This is a genomic window from Crossiella sp. CA198, assembly GCF_052078295.1.
Classification (GTDB): domain Bacteria; phylum Actinomycetota; class Actinomycetes; order Mycobacteriales; family Pseudonocardiaceae; genus Crossiella.
On the sequence record NZ_JBQJIM010000024.1, the window covers coordinates 1 to 14,548 of the forward strand.

At 67.7% G+C, this 14,548-nt stretch carries 11 protein-coding genes; 5 read left to right on the forward strand and 6 right to left on the reverse strand.

Annotated features, from left to right (window positions below; genetic code table 11):
* Positions 1–545: 545 nt before the first annotated feature.
* The 3 genes from ACTOWY_RS33475 to ACTOWY_RS33485 form a co-directional block, all read right to left on the reverse strand.
* Positions 546–1,337 carry a hypothetical protein gene (locus ACTOWY_RS33475; RefSeq protein WP_441313602.1) on the reverse strand — a complete coding sequence of 264 codons (792 nt, stop codon included), beginning with the start codon at positions 1,335–1,337 and terminating at the stop codon, positions 546–548.
* Positions 1,338–1,446: 109 nt separating this feature from the next.
* The gene (locus ACTOWY_RS33480) at positions 1,447–3,609 is read right to left on the reverse strand and encodes a putative bifunctional diguanylate cyclase/phosphodiesterase (RefSeq protein WP_441313603.1); all 2,163 of its coding nucleotides are present in this window, start codon (positions 3,607–3,609) and stop codon (positions 1,447–1,449) included.
* Positions 3,610–3,619: 10 nt separating this feature from the next.
* Positions 3,620–4,651 (reverse strand): alpha/beta hydrolase, encoded by a 1,032-nt coding sequence (locus ACTOWY_RS33485; RefSeq protein ID WP_441313604.1) that lies wholly within the window; start codon positions 4,649–4,651, stop codon positions 3,620–3,622.
* 214 nt (positions 4,652–4,865) lie between these two features.
* Between ACTOWY_RS33485 and ACTOWY_RS33490 the strand changes: the two genes are divergently transcribed.
* The 5 genes from ACTOWY_RS33490 to htpG all read left to right on the forward strand — a co-directional run bounded on the left by ACTOWY_RS33490 (position 4,866) and on the right by htpG (position 11,158).
* Positions 4,866–5,684, forward strand: a complete 819-nt coding sequence (locus tag ACTOWY_RS33490; RefSeq protein ID WP_441313605.1) for an SAM-dependent methyltransferase — start codon at positions 4,866–4,868, stop codon at positions 5,682–5,684.
* A gap of 20 nt (positions 5,685–5,704) precedes the next feature.
* On the forward strand, positions 5,705–7,039 hold the full coding sequence (locus ACTOWY_RS33495) for a cytochrome P450 (protein ID WP_441313606.1): 1,335 nt from the start codon (positions 5,705–5,707) through the stop codon (positions 7,037–7,039).
* 101 nt (positions 7,040–7,140) lie between these two features.
* Positions 7,141–7,845: a hypothetical protein gene (locus ACTOWY_RS33500; RefSeq protein WP_441313607.1), complete on the forward strand. Its 705-nt coding sequence runs from the start codon at positions 7,141–7,143 to the stop codon at positions 7,843–7,845.
* On the forward strand, positions 7,842–9,089 hold the full coding sequence (locus ACTOWY_RS33505; protein WP_441313608.1) for a glycosyltransferase: 1,248 nt from the start codon (positions 7,842–7,844) through the stop codon (positions 9,087–9,089). Before ACTOWY_RS33500 ends, ACTOWY_RS33505 begins: the two co-directional genes overlap by 4 nt.
* A gap of 128 nt (positions 9,090–9,217) precedes the next feature.
* Positions 9,218–11,158, forward strand: a complete 1,941-nt coding sequence (gene htpG, locus ACTOWY_RS33510; protein ID WP_441313609.1) for a molecular chaperone HtpG — start codon at positions 9,218–9,220, stop codon at positions 11,156–11,158.
* A gap of 408 nt (positions 11,159–11,566) precedes the next feature.
* Here the strand turns inward: htpG and ACTOWY_RS33515 are convergent, their stop codons facing one another.
* The 3 genes from ACTOWY_RS33515 to ACTOWY_RS33525 form a co-directional block, all read right to left on the reverse strand.
* A complete protein-coding gene (locus tag ACTOWY_RS33515) occupies positions 11,567–12,517 on the reverse strand; it encodes a polymorphic toxin-type HINT domain-containing protein (protein ID WP_441313610.1) in 951 nt (316 codons plus the stop codon).
* 110 nt (positions 12,518–12,627) lie between these two features.
* Positions 12,628–13,098, reverse strand: coding sequence for an SUKH-3 domain-containing protein (locus ACTOWY_RS33520; protein WP_441313611.1), 471 nt, complete (start codon positions 13,096–13,098; stop codon positions 12,628–12,630).
* Between the two features lie 936 nt (positions 13,099–14,034).
* Complete coding sequence (locus ACTOWY_RS33525) at positions 14,035–14,544, reverse strand: hypothetical protein (RefSeq protein WP_441313612.1); 510 nt, start codon at positions 14,542–14,544, stop codon at positions 14,035–14,037.
* Positions 14,545–14,548 lie beyond the last annotated feature (4 nt).

Here is a 14,548-nt window from a genome sequence, read left to right on the forward strand (position 1 = left end):
GCGTGTTGGCCGTTATGGACGGCGAGTTGGCCCAACTCGTACGCCACGTTGGCCGTTGTGGGACAGGGCGGGACGGGGCGGAGGGGTGAAACCCCCACGACGAGGGCCCTCGCGTGTTCTCCGTACGGCCTGGAGCATGCAGACCACACCTCACCGAGCGGCCCCTGCAACACAAACCGCCGCCCGGCCAGCCCAACGCGACTGGGGCCGCTCGGTGAGGTGTGGTTGGCTGGCGGAAGGCCGTGCGGAGAGCACGCGAGCCCTCGGAGCCACGCTGGAACCGGCCCCGGCAGCCCAAACCCCGCCCCGCAACCTGCTCATCCCGGGGTTTGATCTGCCCCACCCCTCCGGTGGTCTGCCCGGCCGGCGAGGCCATCCCTTTTTGATCTTCGGGCTGAAGTCAAGAGCGAAGATCAAGAGCAGTGCTCGTACGGTTCCCCATCCCCGCTACCCGTCCAGACTTCGCCCGCCCGCCAATAACGGCCAACACCCCGTACAACAACGGCCAACTCGGCGTACGAGTTCGGCCAACACGCCGGGTGCGGTCAGACCGGGAGGACGGCTCGGATGAAGAGGGGGCGGTCGCCTGCCGGGGCGCCGCGGAAGGCTGGGGCGTGGGCGAGGCGGGCCTCGAACCAGGGGCCCTCGCCTGGGGCGCAGGCGCCGAGGACCAGGCCGGGGTCGGCGGTCAGTTCTGGCTCGTCGGGGTGGTGGGCGATGCGCAGGCCGAACAGGTTCGGCACGCTGGGGTCGACCGTGTTGGCGCTGCTGGGGAACCGGTCGCCCCACGGGAACAGCGAGCGGGCACCGCAGGCCGCCGCGTGTTCCCACTCGTCCGCCGCCGGTAACCGCTGGCCCAGCGCGGCCAGTTCCGCCGCCACCTCGGCGTGCCCGCGCGAGCCCGCGGCCACCGCCTCCACCGCGACCAGCAGCGGCGGCAGTTCCACCACCCTCGGCCGGGTGGTGCGCCGGGCCAGCCTGGCCCGGATCTCGGTGAGGTCGGCGTCGGCGAACTCCGGTTCGTACGGGGTGCTGCGCACTGGTTCGGCGGCGGGGGAGAGCGCGTCCTCATCGCCCAGGAAGGAGGCCATCTCCTCCTCGCTCGGCGTCCAGCCCCGCTCGTCGAAGCCCAGCGGCACCGCGCCGCCCGGCACCAGCGCGAAGTCCCGCCCGGCCACGTCGAAGACGGCCACCGGCGCGCCGCGGCCTGCGTAGGTGTAGCGGAAGACCTCCCGCACCCCGATGCCGTGCCGCGCGGCCACATCCTCGGCCACCCGGCGGGCGGCGGGGACGTCCAGGGCGGGCCAGCCGGCCGCGGTCAGTTCATGCGGTGCCACGCCGGACAGTGTGCCGTTCCACGCGCCCGGACTGAAGATCCAGGAATCCGAGCGTGATCTGCACGCCTGAGCACTGCGGAGGGTGACCAGTGATTCATCCGGACGGGGCCTAGCCCGGCGGGTCCAGCAGGTCCAGGATCCGCTCCGGCGGCCCGGCCGGGGCGAAATGCCCGCCGCGCGCCGCGTCCACCCCCACCGACTGCCACCAGGCGGCCTGGGCCTCGTGCTCGACGCCGGTGACGAACACGGTCACCCCGGTCTCCCTGACCAGCCGCAACAACTCGCGCAACGCCCTGGCCACCAGCGAGTCCGGCCCGGTGCGGTGTGCCTGCCGGTCCACCAGCGCCCTGGCCACCCGGACCGCGCGCACCGGCAGGTCCTCCAGGCAGGTCAGGTCGGCGGCGGTGGCGCTGAACTCCAGCAGCTCGGTGTGCACGCCCGCGGCGGCCAGCAGTCGCAGGTTCTCCGCGGCCTCGGTGGCCGGGTTGAGCAGCGCGGGCGCGGGCATGCCCAGCCACAGCCGGTCCGGCGGCAGCCCTGTTCTGTCCACAATGGACCGGACATGGCGGACCAGGTCCGGGTCGGCGGACTGGTTGGCGGTCAGCGCGACGTGCAGCGGCAGGTCGTGGCCCTGCTCCCGCCACTGCTGGACCTGCGCGCAGGCGCGGCGCAGCACGGCCACGCCCAGGGTCATGATCAGGCCGGTCTGCTCGGCCAGGTCCGCGCACGTCTCGTGCCGCACCGGACCGCGTCGCGGGTGGTCCCAGTGCAGCAGCGCGTCCACACCCAGCACCCGAGATCCGTCCATAGTGGACAAAGGCTGGTAGGCCACGGACAGCTGGCCGGTCTCCCAGGCCCCGGGCAGCGCGGCGGCCAGGCCGGCCCGCTCCCGGTCCCTGGCGTCCTGGAACGGGTCGAACAGCGCCCACTGCGCGCAGCCGTTGCGCTTGGCCCTGGCCAGCGCCAGCTCGGCGGCCTCCAGCAGCTGCTCGGCGGAGAGGTCCCGCGAGGGCCGGTCCACCACGCCAAGGCACGCGGTGGTGGCCAGGCCGGACTCGCCCACATACAGCGGTTCGGCCAGCGCCGCGGTGATCCGCTCGATCATCCGCACCACGTCCGGGGTGCCCGGCCCGTTCTGCACCAGCACCGCGAACTCGTCCGCGCCGAAGCGGGCCACCATCGCCTGCTCCTGGGCCACCACGGCCTTGAGCCGCCGGGCCACCGTGTCCAGCACCAGATCGCCGATCTGCCTGCCCAGCCCGTGCGTGATCAGCGAGAACCCGTCCAGGTCCAGGTGGTACAGGGTGATCCCGGCCGCCGGGTCGGTGTGCCGCAGCACCCGCTCCAGGTTGCTGCCGAAGTACTGCCGGTTCGGCAGCTGGGTCAGCCGGTCGTGCAAGGCCTGGCGGTTCATCTGGCTCTGCAACAGCTTCAGCTCCGAGCTGTCCTCCAGCACCGCGACCACCTGGCTGCCCGGCTCACCCGGTCGCACCGCGGCCAGGCTGAGCACCGCCCAGATCCGCTCGCCGTCGGCGCGCACCAGCCGGTGCTCGTTGCGGGTGCGGGTGCTGCGGCCCTCCAGCAGCGAGCGGTAGGCGTTGCGCAGCGCGGCCACGTCCTCCGGGTGGCTCAGCTCGAACAGCGAACCGGGCGGCAGCTCCTCGTTGGTCTGCCCCAGGATCTTGGCCAGCGCGTCGTTGACCATCAGGATGCGGCCGTCGGCGTCAGTGATCGCGACCCCGCTGCTGGTGCCTGCCAGCAGGTGCTCGAACCGGGCGTTGGCCAGGGTCAACTCCCGGCTCCGGTCCTGCAGGGTCACCCGCAGCGCCTTGAGCATGGTGTCCTGCTGGGACAACGTGCGCAGCCGCACCGCCTCGCTGTACCCGGCCGCCAGCGCGCCGAGCAACTGCACCACCCTGGCCGGGTTGTGCGGCGAGCCTGCCAGTTCGGGCAGCTCCAGCAGTCCCTTGCCCAGCACGTCCATGGTGTGCTGCAACGCCGCCGGGCCGGTGCAGCCCGCCTCGACCAGCCCGGCGCCGTGCGCGGCGGCCTGCTGCGCCTGGAACGGCTCCGCGCGGGCCGCGGTGACCAGCGCGTCCAGCATCGCGTCCAGGCCGCGCTGGAACTCCTCGGGTTCCTGCGGCACGTACTCGGTGGTGCTGATCTGCCCGGCCCACTTGCGGGCCAGCCGGGCCCGCGCCTTGGCGCGCTCGGCCGGAGACAGCGGCACGGCTCCCAGGGGCCGCCCGCTCTCCGGCATGGGCAGGGTCATCGGGACCCGCTCAACCCGGGAAGGTGGACCGCAGCCAGCCGCGGATCGCATCCCGGTGCACCGCCGCGCCCTTGCCCAGCGCCACCGCGTGCCCGGCCCCAGGGACCAGGTGCACGGCCAGTTTCGCCTCCGGGCTGAAGTACGGCCGCTCGCTGGCGAGCAGCGTCCGCTCGTCCTTGCAGGAGAACGCGCAGAACAGGTTGTCCTTGTCCCCGTTGGCGATCAGCACCGGCACCTTGATGCCAAGGGACACCGGCAGGATGAACCCGAACGGCAGCAGGTCGGCCACCACGGTCGCGGCCACCTGGTCCTTGGTGGCGTCATCGGCGTCCACGACCGCGGGCTCCACCGCGCCGCCCTCGTGGAAGACCCCGCGGGTGCCCGGCCAGGTGGTGAGGTAACCGGGGTCCAGGCCGCGGTTGCCGAGCACCGGGTCCAGCACCGAGGGCGTGATGCCCTTGACGAAGATCCCGGTCAGCGCCAGCAGGTCCATCGAGTGCGTCATGCCGGTGAACACCACGCCGTCCACGCTGTGGTGCAGCGCCGCGGCCAGCAGCACGATGCCCGAGCCCATGGAGTGCCCGACCAGCACCACCCGCCGGTACTTGACGCCGCCGACCGCGCCCGCGCGCAGCTTGCCCGCGATCTGGTGCACCACCCCGGCCTGCGCGGTGCCGGTGATCAAGGCGCTCAACGGTTTTGAGCTGTCCCCACTGCCGAGCGCGTCGATGGCGAAGGTGGCATGCCCGGTGCGGGCCATGTCCCGCTGGTAGGAGTAGCGGCCCTGGGCATACGGCAGGTTCCAGTAGTGCCGGTTGTAGGTGCCGCCGTGCACCAGCAACTGCACCGAGCCTGGGGTCGCGCCGACGGGCGCGCAGTGGGTGCCGTGCACGGTCTCGCGCAGCAGGCCCAGTCCGAAGGAGACCGGGACCTCGACCTCGGCGCAACGCACCTGGGCGTCCGCGGCAACGGCGGTCAACGTGCTGGTCAGCAGGGTGAGAGCGGTAAACAGTGCGGTGCATAGAACCCGGAGGGGTCGCACGGTGTTTCCTCTTCCCGAAGGGGACGGTCAACAGAGCGTGCATACTACAACCCTCTGCGTAACAAGCCGCTACCAAATGACCCGATCCGGTTAACCTCCGGCTGCTTTCCGGGCGATACCCCTACCGTCTTCCCTTCCTGTGCCAGCACAGTGACTGCTTCGGCCCCGCATCCGGCCGGGCCGCACTGTCACCACACGATGGGATGTGCGTGCCGTGAGCACCCAGACCAGCTGGGTACCACCTGACATCGACGTGGACCGCGCCAGCCCGGCCCGGGTCTACGACTATCTGCTCGGCGGGGCGTGGAACTTCCAGGCGGATCGCGAGATGGCCCACGCGGCCGTGGCGCGGATGCCCTGGGTCCGGGACCTCGCCCGGTACAACCGCACCTTCCTCGGCCGCGCGGTCCGGTACTGCGCCGAGGCCGGGATCAACCAGTTCCTCGACCTCGGCTCGGGCATGCCGACCTCCAAGAGCGTGCACGAGATGGCCGTGGAGATCGATCCGGAGTCCCGGGTGGTCTACGTGGAGCAGGAACAGGTCGCGGTCGCGCACAGCGAGCTGATCCTGGCCACCGTGCCGGGCGCGGACATCCTCGGCGCGGACATGCGCGCCGCCGAGGAGGTGCTGGCCAGCCCGGTCACCCTCGGCCTGCTCGACCTCACCGAGCCGGTGGCCGTGATCATGGCTTCCTCGCTGCACTACGTGCTCGACGCCGATGAGGCCGCCGCCCTGGTGCGCCAGTACCTGGACGCGGTCCCCGCCGGCAGCTACCTGGTCCTCTCGCACATCACCGACGACGGCGCCGAGGGCTCGGCGGAGGTCCGTCAACTGGTCGAGTTGTCCCGGTCCACCACCGCCGCCGGGGCGGCCCGTTCCCGGGACTGGATCGCGAGCCTGTTCGCCGGGCTGGACCTGGTCGACCCTGGCCTGGTCTTCACCTCGCAGTGGCGCCCGAACACCCCGCTGCGGCTGGTCACCGACCTGCCCGCGCACGCTTCACTGCTCGCGGCGGTGGCCCGCAAACCCTAGGCACGTCAGTGGAGGCCACCATGAGCGCCGTCCTGCCGTCCGTCCCGATCGCACCGGGCCGGCTCCCGGTGCTGGGCCATCTCCCGGCGATGAGCCGGGATCCGTTGCAGTTCCTGCAGAACCTGCGGCGGCAGGGCGATCTGGTGGCCTTCCACCTGGGCGCCCGCCCGGTCTACCTGGTCAACGCGCCGGAGCTGATCCGGCAGGTGCTGGTGACCGACGCGGCGAAGTTCCACCGCGGCAAGGTCTTCCGCAAGGCCAGGCAGCTGCTCGGCAACGGCCTGGCCACCGCGGACAACCCGGAGCACCAGGAACAGCGGCGGATCGTGCAGCCTGCCTTCCACCGCGCCCGGATCACCGGCTACGCCGCCATCATGCGGGCCGAGATCGAGCGGATCACCGCCGCCTGGCCCGAGGGCACCCGGTTCCGGCTGGACGAGCAGCTGGCCGAGCTGACCCTCAACGTCACCGCGAAGTCGTTGTTCCACACCGATTTCAGCCAGGCCGCGGTGGCCGAGATCCACCGCTCGCTGGCCCCGGTGCTCAACGGGGTCACCAGCCGGGCCCTGCTGCCGGAGTTCCTGGAACACCTGCCCACCCCGGCCAACCGCCGCTTCGACGAGGCCCTGCTCCGGCTGACCGCCATCGTGGACCAGGCCATCGACGACTACCGGGCCTCCGGCGTCGACCACGGCGATCTGCTGTCCATGCTGGTCACCGGCGAGCCCGTGCCCGATGAGGAGATCCGCGCGCAGGTGCTGAACCTGCTGATGGCGGGCACCGAGACCACCGCGACCGCGTTGTCCTGGCTCGGCTACGAACTCGCCGCGCATCCCGTGCTCGCGGACCGGGTGCGCGCCGAGCTGACCACCGTGCTCGGCGACCGGCCGGCCGGGCCGTGGGACCTGCCCGAGCTGTCCTATGTGGACAGAGTGATCACCGAGACGCTGCGCCTGCACACCCCGGTCTGGCTGCTCATGCGCACCAGCGTCGAACCGGTCCGGCTGGGTGGCGCCGACCTGCCGGCGGGCACCGAGGTGCTGGTGGTGCCGCCCACCCTGCACCGGGATCCGGCGCTCTACCCCGATCCACTGCGCTTCGACCCGGACCGCTGGCTGCACCCGGAGGCCAAGCTGTGGCGCCGCACCCGGTTCTTCCCCTTCGGCGGCGGCGCGCACCACTGCGTCGGCGACAACTTCGCCTGGACCGAGATGGCGCTCACCGTGGCCGCGGTCTACCGGCGCTGGGACCTCCGGCTCGCACCCGGCGCCCGGGTCCGCGAGGTCACCCGCGCGTTCCTGAAACCCAGCTCGGTCCCGGTCCTCGCGACAAGGGTGGTAACCCCCCAATCCTGAGCGATTTCCGCAGGTCCCTGACTTGTATAGGGGACATGTAAGGGTTGTCCCGGGGGCTTTCCCGGATGGTCGGGCACGCGCCGCCGACCAGTGTTGGCGGAGTGATCGATCTGACCGGACTGGCCGTGCTGCTCGCGGTGGTCGGCGCCTGCTGTTACGCCGGGGCCGCCCGCGTCCAGCACGCCGCCGTGCACGCCACCGGCGACGGCGCGAAGCTTCGACTGGCCACGCTGTGGCGGCTGGTCCGGGATCCGCGCTGGCTGTCCGGCCTGGCCCTGCTGGGCGCCGGGACCGTGCTGCACGCGATCGCGGTGGCCATCGGACCGCTGATCGTGGTCCAGCCGGTCGGGGTGCTGGCCCTGGTATTGGCCGCGGTGCTGGACGCGCGGCAGACCGGACGGCGCCTCACCGGCACATTGCTCGCGCCGGTGCTCACCGCCACCCTCGGCATGGGCGGCTTCGTCGCCTTCGCCGCGGGCAGCGCCCCCGGCTCGCCACCGCCCGGCGCGCTCACCGACGTGCTGCTGCTCGGCGCGCTCGCGGTGACCGCGCTGACCATCCTCGGCTCGCTCAGCCGCGGCAACCTGCGCTGCCTCGCCCTCGGCGCCGGCGGCGGAGTGGCCTACGGGGTGGTCTCGGTGCTGGTCCGGCTGACCGCGCACCAGTTCCAGGCAGGCGAGGGCATCCCGCCACTCGCGTTGGCCGGCGTCACCCTGCTCGCCTTCCAGCGGCCGCAGGATCTTCACCTCCCCGCCATGGACCAGTGCAAGCCTGCCTGGTCAGCCCAGAACAGGACGGCACCATGACCAGTCAGCGCGCACTCCGCATCGTCATCGGCGCGGACACCTTCCCGCCGGATGTCAACGGCGCGGCCAACTTCGCCCACCGCCTGGCCAGTGGACTGGCCGCCGCGGGCCACGACGTGCACGTGCTCTGCCCGGCCCCGGACCCCTCGGTGCAGCTGCTCGCCGGGTCGCACGCGCTGGACGGGATCACCGTGCACCAGGTGCGTTCCTACCGCTGGCCCTTCTACCAGAAGTTCCGCTTCTCGGTGCCCTGGCAGGCGAACCGGACCGCCACCGAGCTGCTGCGCGAGTTGCAGCCGGACGTGGTGCACGTGCAGGCGCACTTCGTGGTCGGCCGCGCGCTGGCCAAGGCCGCGCCCGCGCTGGGCATCCCGCTGGTTGCCACCAACCATTTCATGCCGGAGAACCTGTTCGCGCTGGTCAAGATGCCCGGCTGGCTGCGCTCGACCAGTGCCCGGCTGGCCTGGCGGGACCTGGTGTCGGTGTTCGGCCGCGCCCAGGTGGTCACCGCGCCCACCCCGCGCGCGGTGGAGCTGTTGCAGGCCAACAAACTCGGCCGGGAGGCGCAGGCCATCTCCTGCGGCATCGACATCGAGAAGTACCGCACCGCCACCGCGTCCGCCAAGGCCCCTGGCCGCACGGTCCTCTTCGTCGGCAGACTGGATGAGGAGAAGCGGGTCAACGAACTGCTCCAGGCGCTGGCCAAGCTGCCCGAGGAACTCGACGTGCGTGCCGAGATCGTCGGCGACGGCAGCTGCCGCACCGGCCTGGAGGAGCTGGCCGACCGCCTCGGCGTGCGGGACCGGGTCACCTTCCACGGCCACCTCAGCGACGCCGAACTGCTCGCCGCCTACGCCCGCTGCGACCTGTTCTGCATGCCCGGCATCGCCGAGTTGCAGAGCCTGGTCACCATGGAGGCGATGGCCGCGGGCAAGCCGGTGATCGCCGCGGACGCGATGGCGCTGCCGCACCTGGTCACCCCCGGGCACAACGGCTGGCTGTTCCCGCCCGGCAACACGCACGTGCTGGCCGCCCGGCTGACCCAGACCCTGAGCAACCCGGAAATGCTGGCCAGCATGGGCCGGGCCAGCCAGACCATGATCGCCAAGCACGCCATCGCGAACACCCTCGGCCGATTCGAGTCGATCTACCGCGACCTGGTCGCCGCGGCCCCAGCCCAGCTCCGCCAGCGGCCCAGGCGCACCCGCCTGCGCCGCAACCGCGAGCTGTCCCGCACCGCCTGATCCCCGGCGCCGCGGCGGCCGGCCGGCCGTCGCGGCCGCCTTCCCTGGCAACCCGTCCACCCCAGGTCACGGCAGCCTCTAGAATTCACGGTCGCGGCAACCGGTAGTGAATTCTCGGAAGGAAGCACGTGACCACCCCGACCGAAACGCTCGAGTTCCAGTCCGAGGCTCGTCAGCTCCTGCAGCTGATGATTCATTCGATCTACTCGAACAAGGACACCTTCCTGCGCGAACTGGTGTCCAACGCCTCAGACGCACTGGACAAGCTGCGGCTGGCGACCTATCGCGACAAGGACCTGGACGCCGACACCGGCGATCTGCACATCAAGATCGAGACCGACCCGGCGGCGCGCACGCTGACCGTGCGGGACAACGGGATCGGCATGAGCCGGGAGGAGGTCGTCTCCCTCATCGGCACCATCGCCAAGTCCGGCACCGCGGAGTTCCTGCGCAAGCTCAAGGACTCCCAGGACGCGGCCGCCTCCCAGGACCTGATCGGCCAGTTCGGCGTCGGCTTCTACGCCAGCTTCATGGTCGCCGACCAGGTCACCCTGGTCACCAGGAAGGCAGGCGAGCCCGAGGGCGTGCGCTGGGAGTCAGCGGGCGAGGGCACCTACACCATCGGCGCCGCCGAAGACGCGCCCCAGGGCACCTCGGTCACCCTGCACCTCAAGCCCGAGGACGCCGAGGACAACCTCTTCGACTACACCAGCCCCACCAAGATCCGCGAGATCGTCAAGCGCTACTCCGACTTCCTCACCTGGCCGATCCGGATGGCCCCGCTGACCACTCCCGAGCCCGCGGCGGACGCCGAGGGCGAGGCGGCGGCCCCGGCCGAGCCGGAGCTGGAAACGGTCAACTCGATGAAGGCGCTCTGGGCCAGGAGCCAGAGCGAGGTCACCGAGGAGGAGTACGCCGAGTTCTACAAGCACGTCAGCCACGACTGGTCCGGCCCGCTGGAGACGGTGCGGCTGAACGCCGAGGGCACCTTCGAGTACCAGGCCCTGCTGTTCATCCCGTCCCGCGCGCCGATGGATTTGTTCATGCGCGAGCGCAAGCGCGGCGTGCAGCTCTACGTCAAGCGCGTCTTCATCATGGACGACTGCGAGGAACTGGTCCCCGAATACCTGCGCTTCATCAAGGGCGTGGTGGACGCCGCCGACCTCTCGCTCAACGTCTCCCGCGAAATCCTCCAGCAGGACCGCCAGATCCAGCTGATCCGCAAGCGCCTGGTCAAGAAGATCCTGTCCACAGTCAAGTCTCTCCAGGCCGACAAGCCGGAGTCCTACACCACCTTCTGGACCGAATTCGGCAAGGCGGTCAAGGAAGGCCTGCTCTCCGACCCGGACAACCGCAACGCCATCCTGGAAATCTGCTCCTTCGACTCCACCCACGACACGGAGAAGCAGACCACCCTGCGCGAGTACGTCGAGCGCATGAAGGACGGCCAGCAGCACATCTACTACCTCACCGGCGAATCCCGCCAGGCCATCGAGAACTCCCCGCACATGGAGGCCCTGGCCGCCAAGGGCTACGAGGTCCTGATCCTCACCGACCCCATCGACGAGATGTGGGTGGACGGAGTCCCCGACTTCGACGAGAAGCAGTTCCAGTCCATCGCCAAGGGCCAGGTAGACCTCGATACCGACGAGGAGAAGAAGGCCACCGAAGCGGCCCGCGAAATCCAGCAAAAGGACTTCGAACCCCTCCTGACCTGGCTCACCACCACCCTGGAAGCCACCGTCAAGGAAGTCCGCCTCAGCACCCGCCTCACCACCAGCCCAGCCTGCATCGTCGGCGACACCTACGACCTGACGCCAAACCTGGAAAAGATGTACCGGGCCATGGGCCAGCCCCTGCCGCCCATCAAGCGCATCCTGGAACTGAACCCGGACCACGGCCTGGTGACCGGACTCCGGACAGCGCATTCGGAACGGCCGGAAGACGAGTCCCTGCCGGAGACCGCGGAACTCCTCTACAGCATGGCCCTGCTCGCCGAAGGCGGCGACCTGCCCGACCCATCCCGCTTCATCAAACTCCTGGCCACCCGCCTGGAGAAGACGCTCTGAAAGTGTGGGCCGGGCGACAACAACCCCTCGTCGCGCGGCCCACACTCAGCCATAAATTCGCACTCGCATCAACCGCAACAGCCTCGAGCCGAAGGATGCGGTGGGCCAGTACAAGCGTTGTCCACCGCATCCTTCGACGATCCATCCTCAGTCCATCGACTAGTCTACCTTCAGAAATACGCCAGTGAACGGAAAGTCTGGACTGACCAGTCTCCACACCTGCCCAGAAGCTGCGCGATACCAATGCTCCTCGAAAACGGACTGATTACTGAATCTAACCCCTACAGGGATCTCGCGAAGCGAACCCTCCTGCTCAACTTCAGAAATCCACCGCAGAAACCGCTCATACTCACCAGGCGACTCGAATCCGCGAATTTCTTCCCAATCCTCCATAAAATTCACAGGATATCAGAACTTTCCTCTTCCGGTAATCCAGCTTTGCTGGACAATCGTTGGAATGAATACCTGACTCCCACCTCCATGAAGTGCGCCCTGAGCAGCCGCAACACCTTCAAAGAACTTCGTTCCAGCCGAAATCTCGGCCGACACCCAATGTGCCGCCTGATTCCCCCATGTCCTTTTCAGCGCACTCTCCATGACTGCCTGAAGCAGACCCTCCGGCTTGGCCCTAGTCCAGTATCCACCTAGTTCCTCACTCTCTCCCCCATAGACTCGATAGACAGTGGTGGCCTCCGTCGAAACCACCGCATCGTAGCTACTACTCCGGAATGAATCGGCCGTTTGAGCGTCAAGTGGTCCTTCATTCATAGGACCATGGCGAACCACTTCGCCATCACAGTTATGCGCAAGCAGTGGCGCTTTACCGGCAACCACGTAGTAGGTGTGGATACCGTCGACAGTCAGGTTGTGAACCCGCTGAATCGCCAGTCGCTCCGTGGTCGACATCACCGCAGCGCGCGCACCAGATGCATCCAGCACCTGATCGCCAAACTTCAGCTCACCGGCATGCACCCAGCGCCCCTGGTTGTCCACCCAGAACGGATGATTATCCGTGGCCACCACCGACCCGGTCGCCTCGCCACGATCACCATCAGTGTCCACAGTGACCGTCACCAGCCGCTTGACACTCTCAGTGGTCACCGTGCCGACAACCGCCCGAGTCCCCGACTCACCCGTCTCCGGATCAGCCGCCTGCACACGATCGCCTATCCGTATCTCTTCAATCGGCTTACTCGACCCATCAGCCAGCAACACCCGAGTACCCGGCACAAAACTCCGAGTCGGACACGAACCACCATCGATCTTCAGATCATCGGCGACCGTCTCGACCTTGGCCAGTAACGCCTTCGCCGGACCGACCTTCTCAAAAACGGGCGAGCGCGCCAGAGGGACACGCACGTGGCTGACGAGAACAGCAACGATCTTGCTCGGTGCTCCAGCTGACACAGACGGCTGGAGCACCGAGCAAGGCGCAGGAAAGCAGCGACCAACGCAGAAACCAGGATCCCCTAGAGCGACCACTCGCCGATCAGCACAGGCGGAACACTCGTAAATATATCTACCAAAGACGCTTCAATATCACCAGAATAGGAAAACAGGTAGTTGTCGACTCCAAAAAATAGCACACCACTGGCACCTATCATCAAGGTCATGTGCGACCTATTCTCACCCACTGGGTAAACACTAACTCCAGCAAGACCAGAATACTCTTGGTGCATCCTCGGCGAGATTCCGCGAACCGCCCGCACAGCATCGAAGCATGTATGGTCAGGGTACTGAATTCCTTCCGCCTCCACAGTGGGGGGATGCTGGAAGCTAAGGCCGTCGAACTCGCTCACAAAACCAGTTGGACCCGAATCTGCATCAAGTCCCAGAGAACGCCATGCCATCAGACTAGGTTCGACATCAACCGCTCTTCCCTGATACCAGCCAGCGCAAACCAACAGGCTCTGGACTTCAGCAGGAAATCGACCTCCCATGCTAGCTTCCTCCTACGTCCCGCGCCCCGCGCAACACAAGCGTAGCAAAACACGACAAGCACGATGGAACAACCTGACCAGACCTGGATCGCACCACAGCGAACTCGACGTCCTTCAGTGTTGAACCTGGATTATTCCGCAGAACCAAACTGCACGCACGAACTTCGGCACAGTTTCCCGCCTGCCCCTCGAAAGTCTGCCCCCCTTTTTTTCAGGTCAATATTGGAGCCCTCTCCGACTCCACTTGAACGACCGGAGTATCCTACCTCCCACTCATCGGCGTTCGAGCTTCCGCGTCGCGATAGGCTCACTCGGCAGCCAGCACCAATTCACCAAGCTCCGTGCCGAACGGCCAGGAGTCCGTCACCACCCGGCCCATCCTGGCATACCGATCCGTGGTGGCCGATAGCCGACCAGCCTCCAACTGCGCCAACATTTCGCGCAGCGTCCGCCGAAATCCTGCGAGCTGGGACTCGTTGCCCAGGCTTCCCCTGCCCAATTGCCACCGGTCCAGTTCGGCCTCGACTGCAGTTAGTGCTGCCCGAACAGCGGCTATAGCCGTTGATTCAGGTTGGCTCGTCACAGTAGATCAAGGATGTATATCTGCTCAGCACATCTCGCGCATGGCGGCGTGTAGTGGCCGGTCATGTTGTCGAACGAAGAGATCGCGCCGCCGCTGCGGAATGAGACCTGACCTGCCGCAGTGACCAGCGCGCCACCGCTGTCCACGGTGTGATGGATTCCGAGCGCGGCTCGAAAATCTCGGGAGTTTGCGGACTGGACTCTTCACGGACGACCTTGCCCGGTGCTCCAGCCAACATAGGCGGCTAGAGCACCGGGCAAGCGCGAGGAAGCGGCGATCAGTCAGGCACGCCACACAGGTACCCAGGTCTACTCAGGTAATTCGGCGATACTTACGACTCAGTCAAGCAGATTTCACCAAGTTCGCAGAAATCTGAACCCGCTCTTATCGTCGCCTTCCTTGTAACCCATCGCCTGGATCGTCTTGTCTTCAGGTATTCGCCGCGGAAAATCGACGAATTCACGCGTCAGACCACTCCATTTTTCACAGATCTCGGAGAATTCAAGATCAGGATCATTACCGATCATCTCAGCAGCGCGATAAAGCAACGCAAGCACCGGCAACTCTTCTCGAAAGTCACCGGTAACCGACAGAGCAATGGCCGCAGCCAAGAGGCCAGCGCGCAACTCGCGTGCATCCTGGTGACGTACCGCAATAGAGGCGGCTCGCTCAGCGAACGTGCCGAGCACGCGATCGACGTCACGCGGCATCAACTGCTTCACTTGCTCGAATGACATCTCGCCTGCCACGTCAAGCAAGAGGTCACGAATCTGGCCGTCCCGCACAGAGGACAGTTCCTCGACACTGTAATTCGAACTCTTGACCGACTCAAGGATCGTAAATGAACGCTCACGGAAACTCACAATA